At 67.8% G+C, this 17,786-nt stretch carries 21 protein-coding genes; 12 read left to right on the plus strand and 9 right to left on the minus strand.

What is annotated here, in order from left to right:
- Positions 1–117: 117 nt before the first annotated feature.
- Positions 118–603, plus strand: coding sequence for a DUF1203 domain-containing protein (locus tag KF715_16340; protein ID MBX3738265.1), 486 nt, complete (start codon positions 118–120; stop codon positions 601–603).
- A 42-nt stretch (positions 604–645) separates the two neighbouring features.
- On the opposite strand, the gene KF715_16345 is transcribed toward KF715_16340, so the two are convergent.
- Complete coding sequence (locus KF715_16345; protein MBX3738266.1) at positions 646–864, minus strand: hypothetical protein; 219 nt, start codon at positions 862–864, stop codon at positions 646–648.
- Between the two features lie 162 nt (positions 865–1,026).
- Here KF715_16345 and KF715_16350 point away from each other — a divergent pair, with 162 nt between their 5' ends.
- Together KF715_16350 and KF715_16355 are read left to right on the plus strand one after the other, a co-directional pair.
- On the plus strand, positions 1,027–2,340 hold the full coding sequence (locus tag KF715_16350; protein ID MBX3738267.1) for a DUF3300 domain-containing protein: 1,314 nt from the start codon (positions 1,027–1,029) through the stop codon (positions 2,338–2,340).
- A 41-nt stretch (positions 2,341–2,381) separates the two neighbouring features.
- Positions 2,382–2,846, plus strand: coding sequence for a nuclear transport factor 2 family protein (locus KF715_16355; GenBank protein ID MBX3738268.1), 465 nt, complete (start codon positions 2,382–2,384; stop codon positions 2,844–2,846).
- A gap of 132 nt (positions 2,847–2,978) precedes the next feature.
- On the opposite strand, the gene KF715_16360 is transcribed toward KF715_16355, so the two are convergent.
- The 4 genes from KF715_16360 to KF715_16375 all read right to left on the minus strand — a co-directional run bounded on the left by KF715_16360 (position 2,979) and on the right by KF715_16375 (position 5,916).
- On the minus strand, positions 2,979–4,106 hold the full coding sequence (locus KF715_16360; GenBank protein ID MBX3738269.1) for a histidinol-phosphate aminotransferase family protein: 1,128 nt from the start codon (positions 4,104–4,106) through the stop codon (positions 2,979–2,981).
- A gap of 54 nt (positions 4,107–4,160) precedes the next feature.
- Positions 4,161–5,018: a hypothetical protein gene (locus KF715_16365; protein ID MBX3738270.1), complete on the minus strand. Its 858-nt coding sequence runs from the start codon at positions 5,016–5,018 to the stop codon at positions 4,161–4,163.
- A gap of 88 nt (positions 5,019–5,106) precedes the next feature.
- Positions 5,107–5,625: a GNAT family N-acetyltransferase gene (locus KF715_16370; GenBank protein ID MBX3738271.1), complete on the minus strand. Its 519-nt coding sequence runs from the start codon at positions 5,623–5,625 to the stop codon at positions 5,107–5,109.
- A gap of 60 nt (positions 5,626–5,685) precedes the next feature.
- Positions 5,686–5,916: a hypothetical protein gene (locus tag KF715_16375; GenBank protein MBX3738272.1), complete on the minus strand. Its 231-nt coding sequence runs from the start codon at positions 5,914–5,916 to the stop codon at positions 5,686–5,688.
- Positions 5,917–6,077: 161 nt separating this feature from the next.
- Between KF715_16375 and KF715_16380 the strand changes: the two genes are divergently transcribed.
- Positions 6,078–6,242 carry a hypothetical protein gene (locus tag KF715_16380; GenBank protein ID MBX3738273.1) on the plus strand — a complete coding sequence of 55 codons (165 nt, stop codon included), beginning with the start codon at positions 6,078–6,080 and terminating at the stop codon, positions 6,240–6,242.
- 15 nt (positions 6,243–6,257) lie between these two features.
- Here the strand turns inward: KF715_16380 and KF715_16385 are convergent, their stop codons facing one another.
- A complete protein-coding gene (locus tag KF715_16385) occupies positions 6,258–6,683 on the minus strand; it encodes an OsmC family protein (protein MBX3738274.1) in 426 nt (141 codons plus the stop codon).
- A 47-nt stretch (positions 6,684–6,730) separates the two neighbouring features.
- On the opposite strand from KF715_16385, the gene KF715_16390 reads away from it, so the two are divergent.
- From KF715_16390 to KF715_16400, 3 genes are all read left to right on the plus strand, one after another.
- Positions 6,731–7,174: a hypothetical protein gene (locus KF715_16390; GenBank protein ID MBX3738275.1), complete on the plus strand. Its 444-nt coding sequence runs from the start codon at positions 6,731–6,733 to the stop codon at positions 7,172–7,174.
- A gap of 2 nt (positions 7,175–7,176) precedes the next feature.
- The gene (locus KF715_16395) at positions 7,177–8,145 is read left to right on the plus strand and encodes a murein L,D-transpeptidase (GenBank protein ID MBX3738276.1); all 969 of its coding nucleotides are present in this window, start codon (positions 7,177–7,179) and stop codon (positions 8,143–8,145) included.
- 100 nt (positions 8,146–8,245) lie between these two features.
- Positions 8,246–8,773, plus strand: coding sequence for a hypothetical protein (locus KF715_16400; protein ID MBX3738277.1), 528 nt, complete (start codon positions 8,246–8,248; stop codon positions 8,771–8,773).
- 66 nt (positions 8,774–8,839) lie between these two features.
- On the opposite strand, the gene KF715_16405 is transcribed toward KF715_16400, so the two are convergent.
- Positions 8,840–10,105: a cystathionine gamma-synthase family protein gene (locus tag KF715_16405; protein MBX3738278.1), complete on the minus strand. Its 1,266-nt coding sequence runs from the start codon at positions 10,103–10,105 to the stop codon at positions 8,840–8,842.
- A gap of 202 nt (positions 10,106–10,307) precedes the next feature.
- Here KF715_16405 and KF715_16410 point away from each other — a divergent pair, with 202 nt between their 5' ends.
- The 5 genes from KF715_16410 to KF715_16430 all read left to right on the plus strand — a co-directional run bounded on the left by KF715_16410 (position 10,308) and on the right by KF715_16430 (position 16,019).
- The gene (locus KF715_16410; GenBank protein ID MBX3738279.1) at positions 10,308–12,764 is read left to right on the plus strand and encodes a DEAD/DEAH box helicase; all 2,457 of its coding nucleotides are present in this window, start codon (positions 10,308–10,310) and stop codon (positions 12,762–12,764) included.
- A 53-nt stretch (positions 12,765–12,817) separates the two neighbouring features.
- Positions 12,818–13,714 (plus strand): DUF1684 domain-containing protein, encoded by an 897-nt coding sequence (locus KF715_16415; GenBank protein ID MBX3738280.1) that lies wholly within the window; start codon positions 12,818–12,820, stop codon positions 13,712–13,714.
- A gap of 8 nt (positions 13,715–13,722) precedes the next feature.
- Positions 13,723–14,187 (plus strand): thioredoxin family protein, encoded by a 465-nt coding sequence (locus KF715_16420; GenBank protein ID MBX3738281.1) that lies wholly within the window; start codon positions 13,723–13,725, stop codon positions 14,185–14,187.
- Between the two features lie 89 nt (positions 14,188–14,276).
- A complete protein-coding gene (locus KF715_16425; GenBank protein ID MBX3738282.1) occupies positions 14,277–15,587 on the plus strand; it encodes a TCR/Tet family MFS transporter in 1,311 nt (436 codons plus the stop codon).
- 192 nt (positions 15,588–15,779) lie between these two features.
- Positions 15,780–16,019, plus strand: coding sequence for a hypothetical protein (locus KF715_16430; protein MBX3738283.1), 240 nt, complete (start codon positions 15,780–15,782; stop codon positions 16,017–16,019).
- Between the two features lie 235 nt (positions 16,020–16,254).
- On the opposite strand, the gene KF715_16435 is transcribed toward KF715_16430, so the two are convergent.
- Together KF715_16435 and KF715_16440 are read right to left on the minus strand one after the other, a co-directional pair.
- Complete coding sequence (locus tag KF715_16435) at positions 16,255–16,902, minus strand: OmpW family protein (protein ID MBX3738284.1); 648 nt, start codon at positions 16,900–16,902, stop codon at positions 16,255–16,257.
- 114 nt (positions 16,903–17,016) lie between these two features.
- The gene (locus KF715_16440; protein ID MBX3738285.1) at positions 17,017–17,670 is read right to left on the minus strand and encodes a DsbA family protein; all 654 of its coding nucleotides are present in this window, start codon (positions 17,668–17,670) and stop codon (positions 17,017–17,019) included.
- Positions 17,671–17,786: the final 116 nt, after the last annotated feature.

Raw genomic sequence — 17,786 nt, forward strand, 5'->3', positions numbered from 1 at the left:
GCACGCTCGCCTCGGTCCGCAGCGGAGGCAAGCCGCCAGTCGTGGCCGGCCCGACGCGAATAGGTCGCCCGGTTTTCCGCCTCCGCTCCCTGCGCGATGCGAACTCAAGGTCACCCCATGACCACGCTCGCCTCGCCCACCCTGTCCTCTTTCGCGATCACACCGATCTCCGCCGCCTTCGTCACACGCGTGCGCACCACGCTGCGCGACGACTTCGGCCGCGCCGTCGCCGTGACGACCGCCGCGGGCGGCGAACCGATGCGCGACCAGCTGCGGCGCGCCGCGCCCGGTGAGCGTCTCATTCTTTGCAGCTATCAAGCCGTGGCGCTGCCGAGTCCGTTCGCCGAGATCGGCCCGGTCTACGTGAGCGCCGACGCGCCGGCGCCAGCGCCGTTCCGCAGCGAGCTGCCGTCCGGATATTTCAACCGCATCTTCGCCCTGCGGGCCTACGATCGTTTCGACCGCATCGTCGACTCCACGCTCGTCGAACCGGTGGCCGCCGCGGCGAAATTCGCCGAATTTCTGGCCCGCGACGACGTGGCCTACCTGCACGCGCGCTTCGCGGGCCACGGCTGCTTCGCCGCCCGCATCGAGCGATCCTGACGCACCGGCCCAGTGAAGGCCGCGCCCGCCGGCTCGCGGCGCTCAGTTCTCCTTGCGGGCAAACACCCAGATCCCAATCGCCAGCGTCGCGATCAGCAGCGTCGGCACCACCACCCACGCCGGTCGGATCGGCACCTGCCAGCGGTCGATGGCCCAGCAAACCGTCACGCATTTCGCCAGGATCAGCAGCCACGCCCCCGCGAGAAACCAACGCATACGCAGCGGATAGCGGTGTTCGTCCACATGGTAGGAGAGGTTCATGCGGGGATTTTACCCCCGCCCGCCCGCTGCTGCTCCGCATGGGTTGCTCCGCCCGCCGGCGGGTGGCGACGCCGGGACAAACTCCCAAACCCCGCGCTCGCGCAGTTTTTTCAAATAAACCATCCTCGTCGCACGTCAGATCAGGAACCCACCCGGCCCACCATGAAAACACCCCTGCTCGTGGCCACCTGCATCCTCGCGCTCGTCATGCCGAGTCGCGCCTTCGCCGAGGAAGCGACGATCCTCCTCCCTTCCGATCAGATTGAAACCCTCGTCGCGCCCATCGCGCTCTATCCCGATCCGCTCGTCGCGCTGATCCTGCCAGCGTCGACGCACCCGTCCGACGTGGTGCTCGCCGCGCGCTACCTCGCCGGTGGCGGTTCGCCCGAGACCGTCCTCGACCAGCCGTGGGACGAGACCGTCAAGGCGCTCACGCGTTACCGCGAAGTCGTCGACTACCTCGACCGCAACCTCGAGTGGACCCGCCGGCTCGGCGACTGCTTCGCCGCGCAGCCCGACGACGTCATGGACGCCATCCAGTCGCTCCGCGCCCGCGCGCGCGGTCAGGGCCTCCTCGCCGACAACGCCCAGCAGCAAGTCATCCTCGAATCCGACGAGATATGCATCGTCCCGACGAACCCGACCGTCATCTATATTCCGCGCTACGACCCCGTCGTGCTTTGCGGACCGATCGTCACGACCTACTTCGCGAGCAGCTGGCTCTCCTTTGGCGTCGCCTACAGCGTCGGCCCCTGGCTGAGCTACGACTGCGACTGGCGCTCGCACTACGTGCGCGTGAATCGCCGGCCCGCCAGCTGGTATTACCAACCCGACTGGCACCGCCGGCGCGAGTCGGTCGCCTGGACGCGCTGGACGCCGCCGCCCCGCCACGAGCGCCATTGGGAACGCGATGGCGATGCTCCGCGCGGCAACGACCGCCGCTGGATCGGCGCCGGCCAGACCGTTTGGAACAACCCGCCGGCATCTCCGCGGCACGCGCCATCCGGCCCGTCTCGCGAGCGCGATTCCCGTTGGAACAACACTCGTCCGCGCCGCGAAACCGGCAACGAAATCGCCACCGCACCGAGCGTCGTCGCCACCGCCCCCGACGTCCCGACCGCTCCTGTCGTCTCCTCGCAGCCTCCGGGCCGCAGCAATCAACCGCCCCCCGAGCGCACGCGCGAGCCGCGCCGCTTCCCGCGCAACGACGGCGACTCCCCACGCTCCGACCGCGGCCCGCGCTCCAATTCCCGGCCTCTCGGCGTCACCGGACCGATGACAAATCCGCCGCCGATGACGTCATCGCCCGTCGGTCCTCCGGTGCAACCGCCCGCACCGATGACCCGCAGCTACGAGCCGGCGAATCCACCCGCCCGCACCGAGCGCAGCGACCGGACCGACCGCTCCGACCGCGGCGATCGCAACGACCGCGGTGGTCGCTGGGACCGCAACAACGACCGGCAACAACCGCGCTGAGCCGCGCTTGCCCCCGCCGACAGCGCGCATAGGGTCCCGCCATGCTCCGCCTCCTGCTGCGCCCGCTCGCCGGTCTCGTTCTCGGTTTCTCGCTGCTCTCCCCGCTCGTCCACGCGGCCGAAGCCCCCGCCCCGGACACAGCAAAGCGCGAGATCGCGGCACTGCTGCAGGAATTTCTTTCGCGCGTCGATGACCCCGCGATGCACGCGCGCTTCTGGGCCGACGACCTGATCTACACCAGCGGCAAGGGCGAAGTGAAGACGAAGGCCGAGATCGTCGCCGGCGTCGCCGCCGCCGCCAAGGCCTCGACGCCCGCCACGCCGCGCACGAGCTACGGCGCGGAAGATATTCGCGTGCGCCCCTATGGCGAATTCGCCGCGCTCAACTTCCGCCTGCTCGTGAAAAACCCCGACGGCACGCAGTGGTATTCGCGCAACAGCGGCGCGTTCCTCTGGCGTCACGGTCAATGGCAGGTCGTCACCTGGCAAGCGACCCGCGAACCCTGACGGCCGGAAGCCGGACAACGGAGGACTGAGGACGGAATACTGAGGACAGGCACCGGGCCGCCATCACGCTCCGTCATCTGCTTTCCGCTCTCTGTTCTCAGTTCTCCGTCCTCAGTCTTCCGTTCTCCGTAATCAGTCCAACACGCGCCGCAGCGCGCGGTGACATTTCTCCATTTCCTCGGGCAACCCGATGCTGATGCGCGCCCATTCCAGCAGCGGCGGAAACGGCCGGCCGACCTCCACGCCTTCCGCGCGCATCTTCGCGATGAAATCCTGCACCGGCATGCCGGTGCGGAAGAACACGAAATTCCCGTGCGGCACCGCATGCGTCCGCCCGAGCGCCGTGACCTCGGCGATGAGCGCTTCGCGCCCGGCCTGGATCTTCGCGCGCGTGGCCTCGACGTAAGCGGCGTCCTTGAGCGAGGCGATCGCCGCCGCAATCGTGACGATGCTAAGGCTGCCCGTCATGCGCGCCTTCAGCGACACCGCCAGTTTCTCCGGCATCACCGCGTAGCCGAGCCGCATGCCAGCCAAGCCGAAGATCTTCGAAAACGTGCGCGCCACGACGACGTTGTGCCCCTCGACCGCGAGCGGCGCACAGGTGCGGCCGGCGAAGTCGTCGCTCAGTTCGAGATACGCCTCGTCGATGAACACCGTGGTCCGCTTCGCCTGCTCGCGCACGAAGGCCTTGAGTTCCGCCGCGTCGCACACGGTGCCGGTCGGGTTGTTCGGATTCACGATGTAGATGCACTTCGTCCGCTCGGTCACCGCCGCCGCCATCGCCGGCAGGTCGTGTTCGAACCGCGCGTTCAACGGCACGCGCACGGCGCGCCCGCCCACCCGGTCGGCCGCGAGCACCAACTGCATGTAGCTCGGGTCCGCCGCAATAACTTCACCGTGGTCGAAACCGAAATGAAATCCCGCCACATCGAGGATCTCGCCCGAGCCCGCGCCCATCACGATCTGCTCCGGCCGACAGCCCTCGCGGCGCGCGATGAGTTCCAGCAACTCTCGCTCCTCGGCGTCGGCGTAGCGGAACGCCTGCGTGTTCGCCGCGTGCGTCATCGCCGCCTTGGCGGAGGCGGCCGGGCCGAACGGGTTCTCGTTGTAGTTGAGTCGGACGAGTCCGGGCGCGACGACGAAGCGGCGCGGCGCGGCGGGTGTCTGGGCGGGGAGCGGCGAACGCGAGGCCAGAGCCGTCGCGGCGAGCGTGGCGCCGGCGGCTTTGAGCCACTGGCGGCGGTTGAGGAGCGTGGTCATCGTGGCGGGGGTAAAGGCGTGGCGCCGCGCGAATCGCCCTGCCGCGCGACGGGATCAGTGCGGACTGACCGGCGGCAGCGGCTGGCCCTTCATCTGTTCGTTCGCGCAATCGGCGCAGATGCCGTGCGTGAAACGGATGCGGTCGCGCTTCTCGAAAAACTCCTCCACCTGCTGCCAGTAGCCGTCGTCGTCGCGCACTTTCTTGCACCAGGCGCAGATCGGCAGCAGCCCGGAAAGCGTCTCCACCTCGGCGCGCGCGCTCGAGAGCTCCTCGTGGCGCTGTTGCAGCACGGCGATGAGCAGCGCGACGAAGAGCGCCACCATGAAGAAACTCACCTCGAGGTCGCCGACGATCTGGAGCGCATCCGCGACCTGCGACCAGCCGCCCGCCGCCGAAAGCAGCGCCAGCGACATGCGCGCGATGTGAAACGCGGCGTGGAGCAGGAACGCGTTCGCCGGCGCCACGAGCGAGCGCCAGAAAACCGCCGGCCCCTGCCGCAGGATGAAAAAGCTCGCCAGCGAGAGCGAGGACCAGACGGCGCCGTTGGTGAACATGCGCCACGGCGTCTTCTGCCCGAGCCAGATGAAATAGATCAGCGCCGCCGCGTGAAACACCAGCACGCCGGCGAGCAGCGCCCACGGGCGTCTGCGCCGCGCCGTGGCGCTGGCGCCAAGCACGAGCGCCGTCTGCCCGATCGTCACCATGAGCGTCGGCACGAACCGCGCGAAAACCTCCGACGATTGCGGCCGCGCCGCGAAACACACATCGGCGGCGACCATCGTCCAAGCCGCGATCGTCCACGCCCGCATCGCCTCGGTGCGACTCTGGACCAGCCAGTAGTGGGTCATCAAACCGGACAGAATCACTCCAATGACGATGTTCGTCAGATAAATCGTAGATTCTTGATCCATGGCCCGGGGATGGAAGCCAGCTTGCAGCCGTTGGCGGCCTTGGAAAGCGGTTTTCTCGTAAACTTTGCCGCGCCCACCACCACGAGCTTCAGCTCTCCGGATCGAGCGCGCGCGCGAAATACTGCAACGGCTCGCGCGCCGGGTCCGTCACGATGGGTCGCTCGAAGCGCAGCCCGAGTTTCTCCAGGACGCGGATCGACGCCCGGTTCTCGGGCATCACGACTGCGCCGATGCGCCGCAGCCCGTGCTGTTCCCGCGCCTCGCCCAACACCGCCCCACCCGCCTCGGTGGCATAGCCCTGGCCCGCATGCTCCGCCAGGAACGCGAAACCGATTTCAACGTCGGGCGTCGTATCCCGCCGGAGTAACCCGCACATGCCGACCGGCTTCCCGTCGCTGCGCCGCGAGACGTGATACAGCCCGAAACCGTTCCTCGCGTAGCCCTGCACCTCCAGCCGCTCGATGTAGACGAGTGCATCGGTCTCCGTGCGCACCCCGCGGTCGCCGATGAACCGCAGCCAGTCCGGCGACGTCAACAGCGCCACCACGAAGGCGGCATCGATCGGGGCGAAACGACGGAGGCTAAGGCGTGGGGTTTCGAGAGCCATCGCCTCACGGTCTGCGCTCCCGGTTCCGTGCCAAGCCAGAATCTCGACCGTGGCGGCGCCTCACTCGCCGGCCTCGCCGCGCCAACCATGCGGGAATTCCGCGCGGTGCTCCGCTTCCCGTTGGCGACGCGCGGCCGCCATGTTGTCGACGAGATTCGGGTAACGTCGCCCCGCCGCCCGCGCGCGGGCCCGCGCCCACGCGATGCTCTCGGCGGATAGTTTCACTTTCTCCGCGGCCGACGGCGGCGCGGAACGTTTCTTCTCCCAAGGGGGCCTGCGGTGCGTGGGCATGCGGCGGAACGTGCCTCGTCGCTCCGCACCCGCAAGTCCGGTTTCGCTCCGGCAAGTCGCGCCCTCATCGTCCACGCATCGCGACTCACGCCCCGCCCGACCGGCTGGGAAACGAACGCGCCGGCTTGCCGGGACCGCGCCCTTCGCGCCATCCTCCCCGCGTGAAACGTCCCACCGCCGAGCAGCGTCAGCGCATGTGCACCCGCAAGCGCCGCTATCGCACCCAAGCCGACGCGCTCGACGCTGCGCTTCTGGCCGGCGTGGAGCGTCGGCGGAGCGCCTACCGTTGTCCGCTCTGCGGCCTCTGGCACCTCACGAGCGCTTGAGTCGCGCAGCCGCGCTCAGACGAGCGTCGCGTCGAGTGAAATCTCCGCGTTGAGCACGCGCGAGATCGGGCAGTTGGCCTTAGCTTTGGCCGCGATCTCCTGGAACTTTTCCGGCGCGACGCCGGGCACCTGCGCCTTCAACGTCAGTCGCGACGCCGTGATCGTCCAGCCCTTCGGCGGGACATTGTCGAATCTGACCTCCGCGCTCGCGTCGAGACGTGTCGGGGTGAAACCGGCCTCGCCCAACGCCGCCGATAGCGCCATCGCAAAACAGCCCGCGTGCGCCGCGGCGATGAGTTCCTCCGGGTTCGTGCCGGCGCCCGACGCGAAGCGCGAGCCGAACGAATACTCCGTGTTCTTCAACGCCCCGCCCGGGGCGGTCAGCGTGCCTTTGCCTTCCTTGAGGGAACCTTGCCAGACGGCGGATGCGGAACGTTTCATCTGGCGGACCGTCGCCACATTTCGCGGTTTCGCAAGCCGCCGCCCGCTTGCCAGTTCCCGCGCCGCGCCTCAACCTCCGCGCCGTGCGGGTTCTCGTTTCAACGCTCTCCCTCCTCGCCGCCGCGCTGCTCGCCGGCTGCGGCAGCATCGCCTACCACCTGCCCGGACACACGGCGCAACAGCACACCGCGCCGCTTCAGCTCGCGTCGGGCCAGCATCTGCTCGCACTCGAAACGCCCGCCCGCCTGCCCGCGCCCGGCGGTTTCTGGCTCGGACTCGCGAGCGAAAACCCCGCCATCGTCTCCGTCGAATCGCGCGACTCCGCGCGCGGCGCATCCGCCGTCTCGCTGGTCGCGCACCGACCGGGCGAGACGGTCGTGCATTACGTCAATCGCTTCACCGTGCCACGCGATCCGGCCGCGCTTGCCGCGCTGCCGGCGTCCGAGTTGCGCGCGCTCTCCCTCGGCGCGTTTCCTGTGACCGTCCGCTGACCATGCGCCGCCCTCTCCTCTGCCTCGCTCTCGCGCTCGCCGCCGCACTCCCGGCGCAGGAGCCACCGGCCGCCGAAGAAGCTCCGGCGGAGGAAGCCGTCGCCACTTTCGAACCGCGCGCGCCCGCGAACCTGCTGGAAGCGCAAATAGAGCTGCATCGCCGCGGGTTTTCGTGCGGCTCGATCGACGGCGTGCGCGGCGCGCAAACCGCCGCGGCGTTGCGCGCGTTTCAACGCAGCCAGCAACTCAAGGAGACGGGCGAACTCGACAAGCTCACACGCGAGGCACTGCAATTGACCGAGGAGCCGCTCGGCGAGCACACGCTCACCGCCGAGGAGCTTTCATCGCTGCATCCGGTGCCCGACACCTGGGTCGGCAAATCCGAGATGGAACGCCTCGGCTACGCCACCGCGCTCGAACTCGTCGCCGAGCGCCACCGCTCGAACCCGAAACTGATCCGCCAGCTGAACCCGGAAGTGAACTGGGACGACTTGCTCCCGGGCGCCGTGCTGAAAGTGCCAAACATCGGCACCGTCCTCCTCGAAGGCCACGCCGCTCTCCTCCACGTGCGGCTCGCCGAGCGCGAACTCGAAGTGACCGACCCCGACGGGAAACTCATCGCGCATTTTCCCGTCTCGATCGCGAAGATGGTGGAGAAACGCCCTGTCGGACAGTTGACGATCAAGGTCATCATCCCCGATCCGAACTACACGTTTGATCCCGCAGTGTTCCCCGAATCGGCGGAAGCGCAGACGCTCGACCACAAATTGATTCTCTCACCCGGCCCGAACAATCCGGTGGGCGTCGCGTGGATCGGACTCGATCGTCCCGGCTACGGCATCCACGGCACGCCCGAACCGGAAAAGGTCGGCCGCACCGAATCGCATGGTTGTTTCCGCCTCGCGAACTGGGATGCACGCACGCTGCTCGCGCTCGTCGAGGTCGGTTTGCCGGTGATCGTCGAGCCCTAGCGCCACGGCCTCCACCCGGCCCTGATGGGTTCGGGAAAAACCCGAGGGCACCGGCTGTCTCCGCCGGAAACCTTTTCCACAAGCGAGCGTCTCACGTCGCATGAAGCCGCTCCGCCTGTTTCTCCTCGCCGTCCTCGGCGGCACCGCCGTCGCCACGACGCGCGCCGACATCGACATCACCATCTCGGCCGACATCCGCCTCGGCCGCGTCGTCGCACCGCCGCCACCGGTCGTCGAAGTAGTCGATCTCCCCGCGCCCAAGGGGCCGCCACCGTGGGCACGCCGCGGCTGGTTCACGCGCGAGCGCGTCTACTATTTCTATCCGGAGGCGGAAGTTTATTACCGGCCGGCTGACCGCATGTGGTTCTACGTCGACCACGGCGCGTGGCGCACGAGCGTCGAACTGCCGACCTGGGTCCGCGTCGACCTGGGCCACAACGTCCAGCTTTCGATGGGCACCGACCGGCCGTTCGAACGTCACCGCGAGGTGATCGTCTATTATCCGCGCGCCTACTTCACCCATGTCCGCGTCAAGGGCCCTCCGCCCCGCCACGCGGAACCGCACGGCCGCGACCGGGACGACGACGACCGCGGTCACGGCCACGGCAAGGGTCGCGACCGGCACTGAGCCGCGCCCGTCAATCGCGCAACCGCACGAACCCGCAACCGCTGCGGGTTCGTTGGTCTGGCACGATCACATCTGGTCGAGCGCCTGGCCGAGGTCCCAGATCAGGTCGTCGACGTTTTCGATGCCGATCGAGATGCGCACCAAATCGTCGGACACGCCGCTCGCCTTCTTCGCCTCGGGCGTGAGGCCGGAGTGCGTCATCGCCGAGGGATGCTGCGCCAGCGACTCGGTGGAACCGAGCGAGACGGCAAGCTTGATGATCTTCAGCGCATCGAGGAACCGGAAGGCCTCCGCCTCGCCGCCCCGCACGAAAATCGAGATCAGCGAGCCCGGGCCGGTCTGCTGCTTTTGGTAGATCGCATATTCCGGGTCGCCCGCCTTGAGCAGGCCGAGGAAGTTCACCGCGCGCACCTTCGGGTGCGCCGCGAGGAACTCCGCGCACTTCTGCGCGTTGGCGGCGGCCGCCTCGGCGCGGATCTTCAACGTCTCCAGCGAGCGCGTGAGCAGCCACGCCGTGTGCGGATTCGGCATGCCGCCGAGACTGTTGCGGAGGCTCGCGATGCCCTTGAGGATCGCAAAGTCGTTCGCCAGCACCGCGCCGCCCACGACATCCGAGTGGCCGCCGATGTATTTCGTCGCCGAGTAGATCACCACGTCCGCGCCGAACTTCGCCGGCTGGCAAAACACCGGACCGGCGACGGTGTTGTCGACCATGATGAGCACGCTGCGGCCGTCCGACGTCCGGTGCGCGCCGCTCATCTCGCGCAGCGCGCCGAGATCGGTGAGCTTGTTGTTCGGATTGGCCGGCGTCTCGACGAAGATCGAGCGCGTCTTCGGCCCGAGCAGCGCCTTCGCCTCGTCCACGGCGGTGATGCCCGCGTGGATGAAATGCGACTTGATGCCGAACTTCGTCAGGAACCCGCGCATGAACGTCTCCGTGCCGCCGTAGAGCGGTGCGCACACGATCATCTCGTCACCCGGATTGTGCGTCGCGAGCAGCGCGGTGCTGATCGCCGCCATGCCGCTCGAGAAACTCAGCGCGCCGCGCATGCCTTCCCACATCGCCATGCGATCCTCGAAGATCTCGAGGTTGGGATTGTTGAACCGCGAGTAGATCAGGCCCGCCTGGTGCTTGCCGGTCGGCGCGCCGCCCTCGCCGCGCATCCACGCGAAGAATTTCTTGCCGTCCTCGGACTTCTTGAATGCGAACGTCGACGTGAGGAACACCGGCGGCTTCACCGCGCCTTCGCTCAGGAACGGATCGAAACCGAGGCTGAGCGCGAGAGTTTCAGGATGCAGACGGGCGGATTCTTCGGGGGTCAGCTTGGACATGACTGCCATGCCATATGACACGGCAGCGCGAGGCAAGAACGACCTTGAGGACTCACTCAGAGCGGAATCGCCCTCTCACCCGCTCCGTCCGACGTCCGCCGCCGCCCGCGCCGCGTCCAGCGCAGTATGACATGCCCGCCACGCCGCGCCGGCGCCGAATCGCGCTTCCCACGCCGCAGGCAATTTGGTCCATTGCCCGCCCATGCTCCGCCTCCTCCTGCCGCCGAACCTTCCCAGCGCCGCTCCACGCGACGCGATTCCGGTCCGGCTCGAGCTCGACTTGAAGGTGGAGCCGCCGGCGGCGTTCGTGCCCGCGCTCGCGATTCTCCAGCGCATCGGCGTCACGCCCCAGCCGGTCTCGTTCCTGCAACTCACCCGCGCGCAGCTCCGCGAACTCGTCAACGCGCTCGTCGGCGAGAAAGTCTTCTTCCGGCTCGACCGCCCAAACGACGCCCTGGCGTGGAACGGCCTCGCGCTGCCCGGCGTCAGCGAGCACCTCACTGAAAAACCCGCCGCACCCGCGCCACCGCCGCCGCCGTCCAAACCGAAGCCGAAACCGGTCGCGCCCGCGCGCGACGCGCCGCTCGCCCCGATGACCGTCGACGGCTCGGAGCACTACCTCGCCATCACCCTGCCCGCGCGCGAGTCGGTTCTCCACGCACCCGCGCTCGAATTTCTCCAAACCAACCGCTTCGTCCTCGATCCGCTCACGCGCAAGTGGTGGCTCCGCGATCGGCACAAGGTCCTCAACCTCCTCGCCACCCACGGTGCCGAGCTGCGCGAACGCTTCCAGGCCGAGTTCACGCCCAACTACGAGCGCAACACCGCCCACCTGAAAACCGCCGCCATCGCGGCCGAAATCACCGAAGCCGGCGAAGCCTACGACGTCGCGCTCGGCCTCAAGGCCGGCGCCGCGCCCGACGCCCAGATCCGCGCCGCTGTCTCGACCGGCCGCGGCTACATCGAGGACAACGGCACGATCTACCTCGTCGACCGCGCCAGGCTCGCGCAGCTCGAACAAGCCCACCGCGCCCTCGCCCAAGAGCCCGCCGCCTCCCCGCTCGGCAAGCGGCGCATCCCGAAGGCGCGCGTCGCGGAAGTCTCCGACCTCCTCGAAAAAATCGCGCCCGGCTTCGCCGCACCCGAGACGTGGCGCGCGCGCAGCAGCGCGTTGCACCACCTCTCGACGCTGGCGCCGGCACCGATCCCGCCGTGGTTCGCCGCCACGCTACGTCCCTATCAACAGCTCGGCGTCGCCTGGCTCTGGCATCTCTACCGCCAGCAACTCGGCGGCATCCTCGCCGACGAGATGGGCCTCGGCAAAACGCCGCAAGCGCTCGCGCTCATCGCTGCGAGCCGGAATGCCACTGTGGGAGCGAGCTTGCTCGCGACTGTGGAGGGTCGCGAGCAAGCTCGCTCCCACAGTGTTCGAACCGCCCTGCCCAACCTCGTCGTCGTTCCCGCCTCGTTGATGGAGAACTGGCGCCGCGAAGCCGCGCGCTTCGCCCCGCAGCTCCGCACCTTCGTGCACCACGGCGCGCAACGCCTCGCGGAAAAGGACTTCGCCGCGCTCGACCTCGTCCTCACCTCCTACGGCACGCTCGCACGCGACACGGCGCTGTTCGAGAGCGTCGAGTTCGACCTCGTGCTCGCCGACGAAGCGCAGCACCTGAAGAACCGCCGCACGCAGGCCGCGCAATCGCTCCGCGCCCTGCGCGGCCGAGGCCGCTTCCTGCTCACCGGCACGCCGCTCGAAAACTCGCTCGACGACCTCCGCTCGCTCTTCGAGTTCCTCATGCCCGGCTTCGTGCCGAAACTCCCGCCCGGCCTGAAGCGCGACGAGCGCGCCTTCCACGACGAGCGTCTCCGCGCGCAAACCGCGCCCTACATCCTGCGCCGCACGAAAGCCGCCGTCGCGCCCGAACTGCCGCCGAAGATCGAGCAGATCATCTGGTGCGAGCCGAGCTCCGCGCAAACGCAGCTCTACCGCCGCCTCCAGGAGGACAGCGAGCGTGAGCTCATCGACCTCGCCGCCGCCGGCGCTTCCGAGAATCGCCTGCGCCTCGCCACGCTCACGCAGTTGCTCCGCCTTCGCCAAATCTGCTGCGACCCGCGCCTGCTCCAGCCCGCGATCCCGGCCGACGACTCCGCCAAGCTCGACGCGTTCCGCGAACTGCTCGCCGAGTCCATCGACGAGGGCCATCGCATGCTCGTCTTCTCGCAATTCACCTCGCTGCTCGCCCTGCTGCGCGCCGAGCTCGAGGCGCAAGGCATCGCGCACTGCTACCTCGACGGCTCAATGAGCGCGAAGGCGCGCCAGGCCGAGGTCGACCGTTTCCAGACGAGCGACGACGTCCCTGTTTTCCTCATCTCGCTCAAGGCCGGCGGCACCGGTCTCAACCTCACCGCAGCCGACGTGGTCGTGCACTACGATCCGTGGTGGAATCCCGCCGCCGAGACGCAGGCCACCGACCGCACGCACCGCATCGGCCAGACCAAGGTCGTGACGAGCTACCGCCTGATCTGCGCAGGCACCGTCGAGGAGAAAGTCATGGCGTTGCAGGATGCGAAGCGCGCGCTGCTCGCCGACGTGTTCGAAGCCAGCGACGCAGCGGCCGCCCGCCTCAACCTCGCCGATCTGCGCGATCTGCTGAAATAGTCGGCACCGCGCGAACATTTCCCGATTGAGCCGGCGGCTGGGCTCGGCAAATCATGGCCCTCATGCGCCTGCCGCTCGCCGTCCTCCTCGCCTCGTTGTTTCTCGGCGTCGCGCCGCTGCGCGCCGATTATGCGCAGGAGGTCGCGCAATGGCGCCGCGAACGCGTGGAGCGACTCACTGCGCCCGACAGCTGGTTGGCGTTGATCGGCCTGCATTGGTTGCAAGTCGGCGACAACTCCGTCGGCTCCGCCGAGGACAACACCGTGCGCCTCGCCGCCGGTGCACCCTACCTCGGCACCGTGCGGCTGACGGCCGACGGACACGCGACGTTTCTCGCCGCCCCCGCGTCGCGCACGGAAGTCGATGGTGTCGCCGCCGGCACGCATCCCGTCGAGCTGCGCTACGGCGCCGCGAAGCCCTCTCTCGTCTCGGCTGACAGCGTCAGTTTCTTCGTGATCAAACGTGGCGAGAAAATCGGGCTCCGCGTGCGCAACAGCGAGAGCGCACGCCGCACCGGCTTCCTCGGCATCGACTATTTCGAGACCGACCCGAGCTGGCGCATCGAGGCGCAATGGATCGCGTTCGAGCAGCCGCGCATGATTCCGATCACGAACGTGCTCGGCCAGACCTCGGCGATGCCGGTGCCCGGCAAGGCGGTGTTCACCCGCGACGGCCGGACGTTCGAGCTGCTTCCGGTGCTCGAAGGCGCGGGCGAACCGCTGTTCTTCATAATCGCCGATGCAACCAGCGGCACGGAGACCTACGAAGCCTCGCGCTTCCTCTACGCCGACGCGCCGAAGGACGGAAAGATCATCCTCGATTTCAACCGCGCGCAAAATCCGCCGTGCGCCTTCACGCCCTTCGCCACCTGCCCGCTGCCGCCGAAGGAAAACCGCCTGCCGATCCGCGTGACCGCGGGCGAGAAGGTCTACCGCGGCGAGCACCACTGAGTTTCCCCATGAAAACCAAACTGCTGTCCCTCGTCCTCGCGGCCGCGCTCACTCCCCTCGCCCTGCTTGCCGCCGCCACCAAAGGCGCCGAGCCCGCCGTCGTTTCGCACGGCGAACGCATCGACCTCGCCGCCCTCGCCGTGCCCGGCAAGATCACGGTCGTCGATTTCACCAGCCAGTATTGCCCGCCGTGCCGTGGATACACCGAGCCGCTGCATCGCCTGCACGCGAAGCGCGCCGACATCGCGGTGGTGAAGGTCGACATCAACCGGCCCGGCGTGAAGGGCATCGACTGGAAATCGCCCGTCACCGCGCAGTTCCAGCTGCGCTCCATTCCTCACTTCAAGGTCTTCGGCCCGGACGGGAAGCTGCTGGCGGAGGACATGATCAAGTTCGGCCCGGACGGCCAGCCGGTCGTCCGCGAATCGAAAGCGCGCGCGATGGTCGATCAGTGGATCGCCGCGCTGAAGTAATCCGCTCATCCACGCCGGCCGTCGCGGTGGCGCGCCGTTGGCCATTGCCCGCTTGCCGCCGGGCGGGCGCACCGTAGCTTCGCGCGCGCATGACCTCCACGTCCGCCCGTTCGCCGGCGATCAGTTTCATCTTCATCACCATGGTCCTCGCGATCATGGGCATGGGATTGCTCATTCCCGTGCTGCCCCAGCTCATCGTGAAGATGCAGGGCGACAACGAAACTGCGGGCGCGCACGCCTACGGCGTCATCGTCGCGGTCTACGCGCTGATGCAGTTCATCGGTTCGCCGATTCTCGGATCGCTTTCGGACCGCTTCGGTCGGCGCCGCATCATCCTCATCGCCACGGCGGGCTCGGCGATCGACTACGTCATCATGGCCAACGCCCCGACGCTTTCCTGGTTGTTCGTGGCGCGTGTAGTCGCCGGCCTCACGGCGGGCATCATGGCCACGGCCAACGCCTACATCGTCGACGTGACGCCGCCGGAGAAACGCGCGGGCGCATTCGGCATGCTGGGCGGCGCGTTCGGCATCGGCTTCATCATCGGGCCGCTGCTCGGTGGTGTGCTGGGCGACATCAATATCCGCCTGCCATTCTGGGTCGCGGCGGGTTGCGCGGCGACGAACTGGGTGTTCGGCTTCTTCGTCTTGCCGGAATCGCTGAAGCCGGAGAATCGCCGCGCCTTTTCCTGGGCGCGCGCCAATCCCGTCGGCGCCCTGCTCGCGCTCCGACAGCTCCCGGCCGTGCTGGCGCTGGCTTGGAGTTATTTCCTGCTGATGCTTGCCCAGATGATGCTCTTCAGCACGTGGACGCTCTACACGCTGCATCGCTATGAGTGGAGCATGCGCACCGTCGGGCTCTCGCTGATGTTCTCGGGATTGCTGATGGGCATCGTGCAGGCGACGCTGGTGCGCAAGATCGTGCCCAAGCTGGGCGACACCCGCGCGGTCGTCGTGGGCTTCTGCATTTCGTGCTGCGTGCAGCTTTGCTACGGCTTTGCCAGCCAGGGCTGGATGATCTTCGCGATCATTGTGGTCGGTTCGCTCGCGGGCATCTCGGGGCCGGCGCTGCAGTCCTACATCACCAAGCACGTCCCGGCCAACGAGCAGGGCGCCGTGCAAGGTGTGCTCGGCGGCCTGCAAAGCCTCGCTGGCATCCCCGCGCCGCTCATCGCGACGTGGAGTTTCGGCTGGGCGATCTCGCAGGACGGTGCGGTGCATCTGCCGTGGATCTTCTCGCGTGCGGACGGGGCCGTCACGTGGCTCGCGAACCATTTCCTGCCGCGCCATCCTGGCATCGCCTTTTTCGAGGCCGCCGCGCTGGTGCTATGCGCGCTGATGCTGACGATCCGCGCGTTCCGCAAAGACCACGAACCCATCCTGCACCCGGCGCATTCCTGAGTGCGCCGTCGCGGGCAAGGCCCAGCGCGCTTCAGCCAAGTTCTGCGCAGGCGGCGCGCTTGACCGCGCGGTGAAGTTGCGCAACCTCTCCCTCGCGCCCGAGACGCTTACCGGGACCGTGCGAAAGAACGCGACCCCGGCGGACCAAGCGCCCCGTCATCGACGCAAGAGCTTCAACCCCGCTTGCCCACCATGACTTGGAAAATCGAGATCACGGAACCACACAGCGGTGAACTCGGAGAGGCGATCGAGCACGCCGATCACGAGTTCGCCATGGAAGAATACGCCTACGAAAAGGGAAAAGTGCTCGAGGTGTTCGTCCATAACGCCGACCACGGCGAATGGCACATCTTCACCGACCTGGACTCCGGCCACCGCTTCAAGATCCCGCCGACGCGTTATCGCAAAGTTGCCGAGGTGCAGACCGCCTGAGCGGCCCGCGCTGAATTCGAAACTGCGTTTCGACTGACCGCCACCCGCGCCGCACCGTTGTGCGGAGTCGGTGGCGGTTTGGTTTTCATCGCGGCGAACCGCGGCAATGCGAACTCGCCGCCCCGCGCCCGTCGCACCTGGCGCTTCCGGCCTCACCAAACGAACAGGGCGGGCTCCACGCTGCCCGCCCTGTCGTTTGGTGCGCAGTTACACTGCGCTCAAAGGTTCCCTCCCGTCAAAATTTCCAGCCGTAACCGACCGAGAAGATCCACGGATCGAGCTGCGCGGTCGTCAGGCGGGAACCGCCGGCCGACACGTCGCTGCGGAGCGCGGTCCTCTTGAGATCGACATTGAGGTAATGTCCGTTGCCGAGATCGTAGTCGAAGCCGACCTGCCCGGAGAGGCCGATGCTGTTGTGCTCGAGTGCGAGCGGCACGCCCGCGACGCTGAGCTTGGTATTCCAGATCAGCGTGAAGTTCACGCCGGCGCCCACGTAGGGCTTGAAGGCCTCCGTGCCGTTGAAGTGATACACCGCCATGAAGTGCGGGGGCAGTTCCTGGAACGTGCCGAGCTTGCCGACGCCGGCCAGCTTCACTTCGTGCTTTTGCGGGATGGTGAGAACCACATGGGCCGACCAGTTCGCGTTGAACACATAGTTCACATCGAACTCGGGGATCAGCTTGCTCTGCACGCTGACGGAGTCGGCGGCGAAATTGATGCCGAGCGCCGAGAAGGCGTCCGACTTGTCGGCCATGCTCACATAGGTGGCGCCGACGCGCACATTCCAGCCGGTCTGCTCTGCAGCGGCGGCGGAAACGGTAAGAAGGAGCGCCGCGAGGGCGCTGCCGAGGATGCGGGGGGTAGTTGTCAGTGATTTCAACATCCGTGTGACAGTAGCTGAAACGCGCGTGCGCCGCCTCGCATCGGTTGGTGAACACCCCGCGCAAATTGACTATGCAATTCTTGCGCGCGTCCCCTGAGGGCAAAAAGCGCGCTGTCACGCGGGCGGTCCCGGCCGCCGCCGGCCGAACTCCGCATAAGCCGCCGTATCGGCGAGCATCGCCTTGAATGTCGCCACGAACGGATCGAGTCGGACGATACCGGAGAAAACCGCGCGATCACCGATCGCGCTCTCGAGGACGAAGGCCGGACGTTGCGCCACGCCGAGCGCGTGGAACTCCGCCGTCGTCGCCCGCAGGCGCTCCGCGATTTCCGGCGTCTGCGCTCGCGCACGCAGGATCGTCGCGTCGAGACCGCCTGCCGCCGCGGCCACGGCGACAGCCACGTCCAGCCGGCCGACGGGCAGCCCCTCGCGATACGCCGCACGTGAGAGCGCCACGCGCACCTCGTCGCCCGTCACGCCGAGCTCGCGGGCGGCCTCGGCCACCGCCGACGCCGCCGGATAAGCGCCGGGAGTCGGAAGATCGTAGTAAGTGGATTTCAACACCACCGGCGACTGCATGACGGCGCTGGAGCGTTCGAGGAACCAGTCGTATTGCGCGTGGCTCGTGGGAAAATCACCCGCGTCCATCAGCGCGATCTTCCATCCGAACTCCGCCCGGCCCGCGTAGCGCCGCTGCAATTCCGCCCAGGTCGGCTCGACCCAGTGGCACCATGATGACGTCACTTCCAGATAATAGGTGATTTTCACGGTCGGAGCGTTACGACGTGCGCTCCGCGGTCAACGTCCCGGCCGGCCCCGGACTGCACAGTGCCTGCACGCCGCATCGGATACATCAATTGCGCTGCGCGTCGCTTTGCCTCAAG

The organism is Candidatus Didemnitutus sp., assembly GCA_019634575.1.
Lineage (GTDB): Bacteria > Verrucomicrobiota > Verrucomicrobiia > Opitutales > Opitutaceae > Didemnitutus.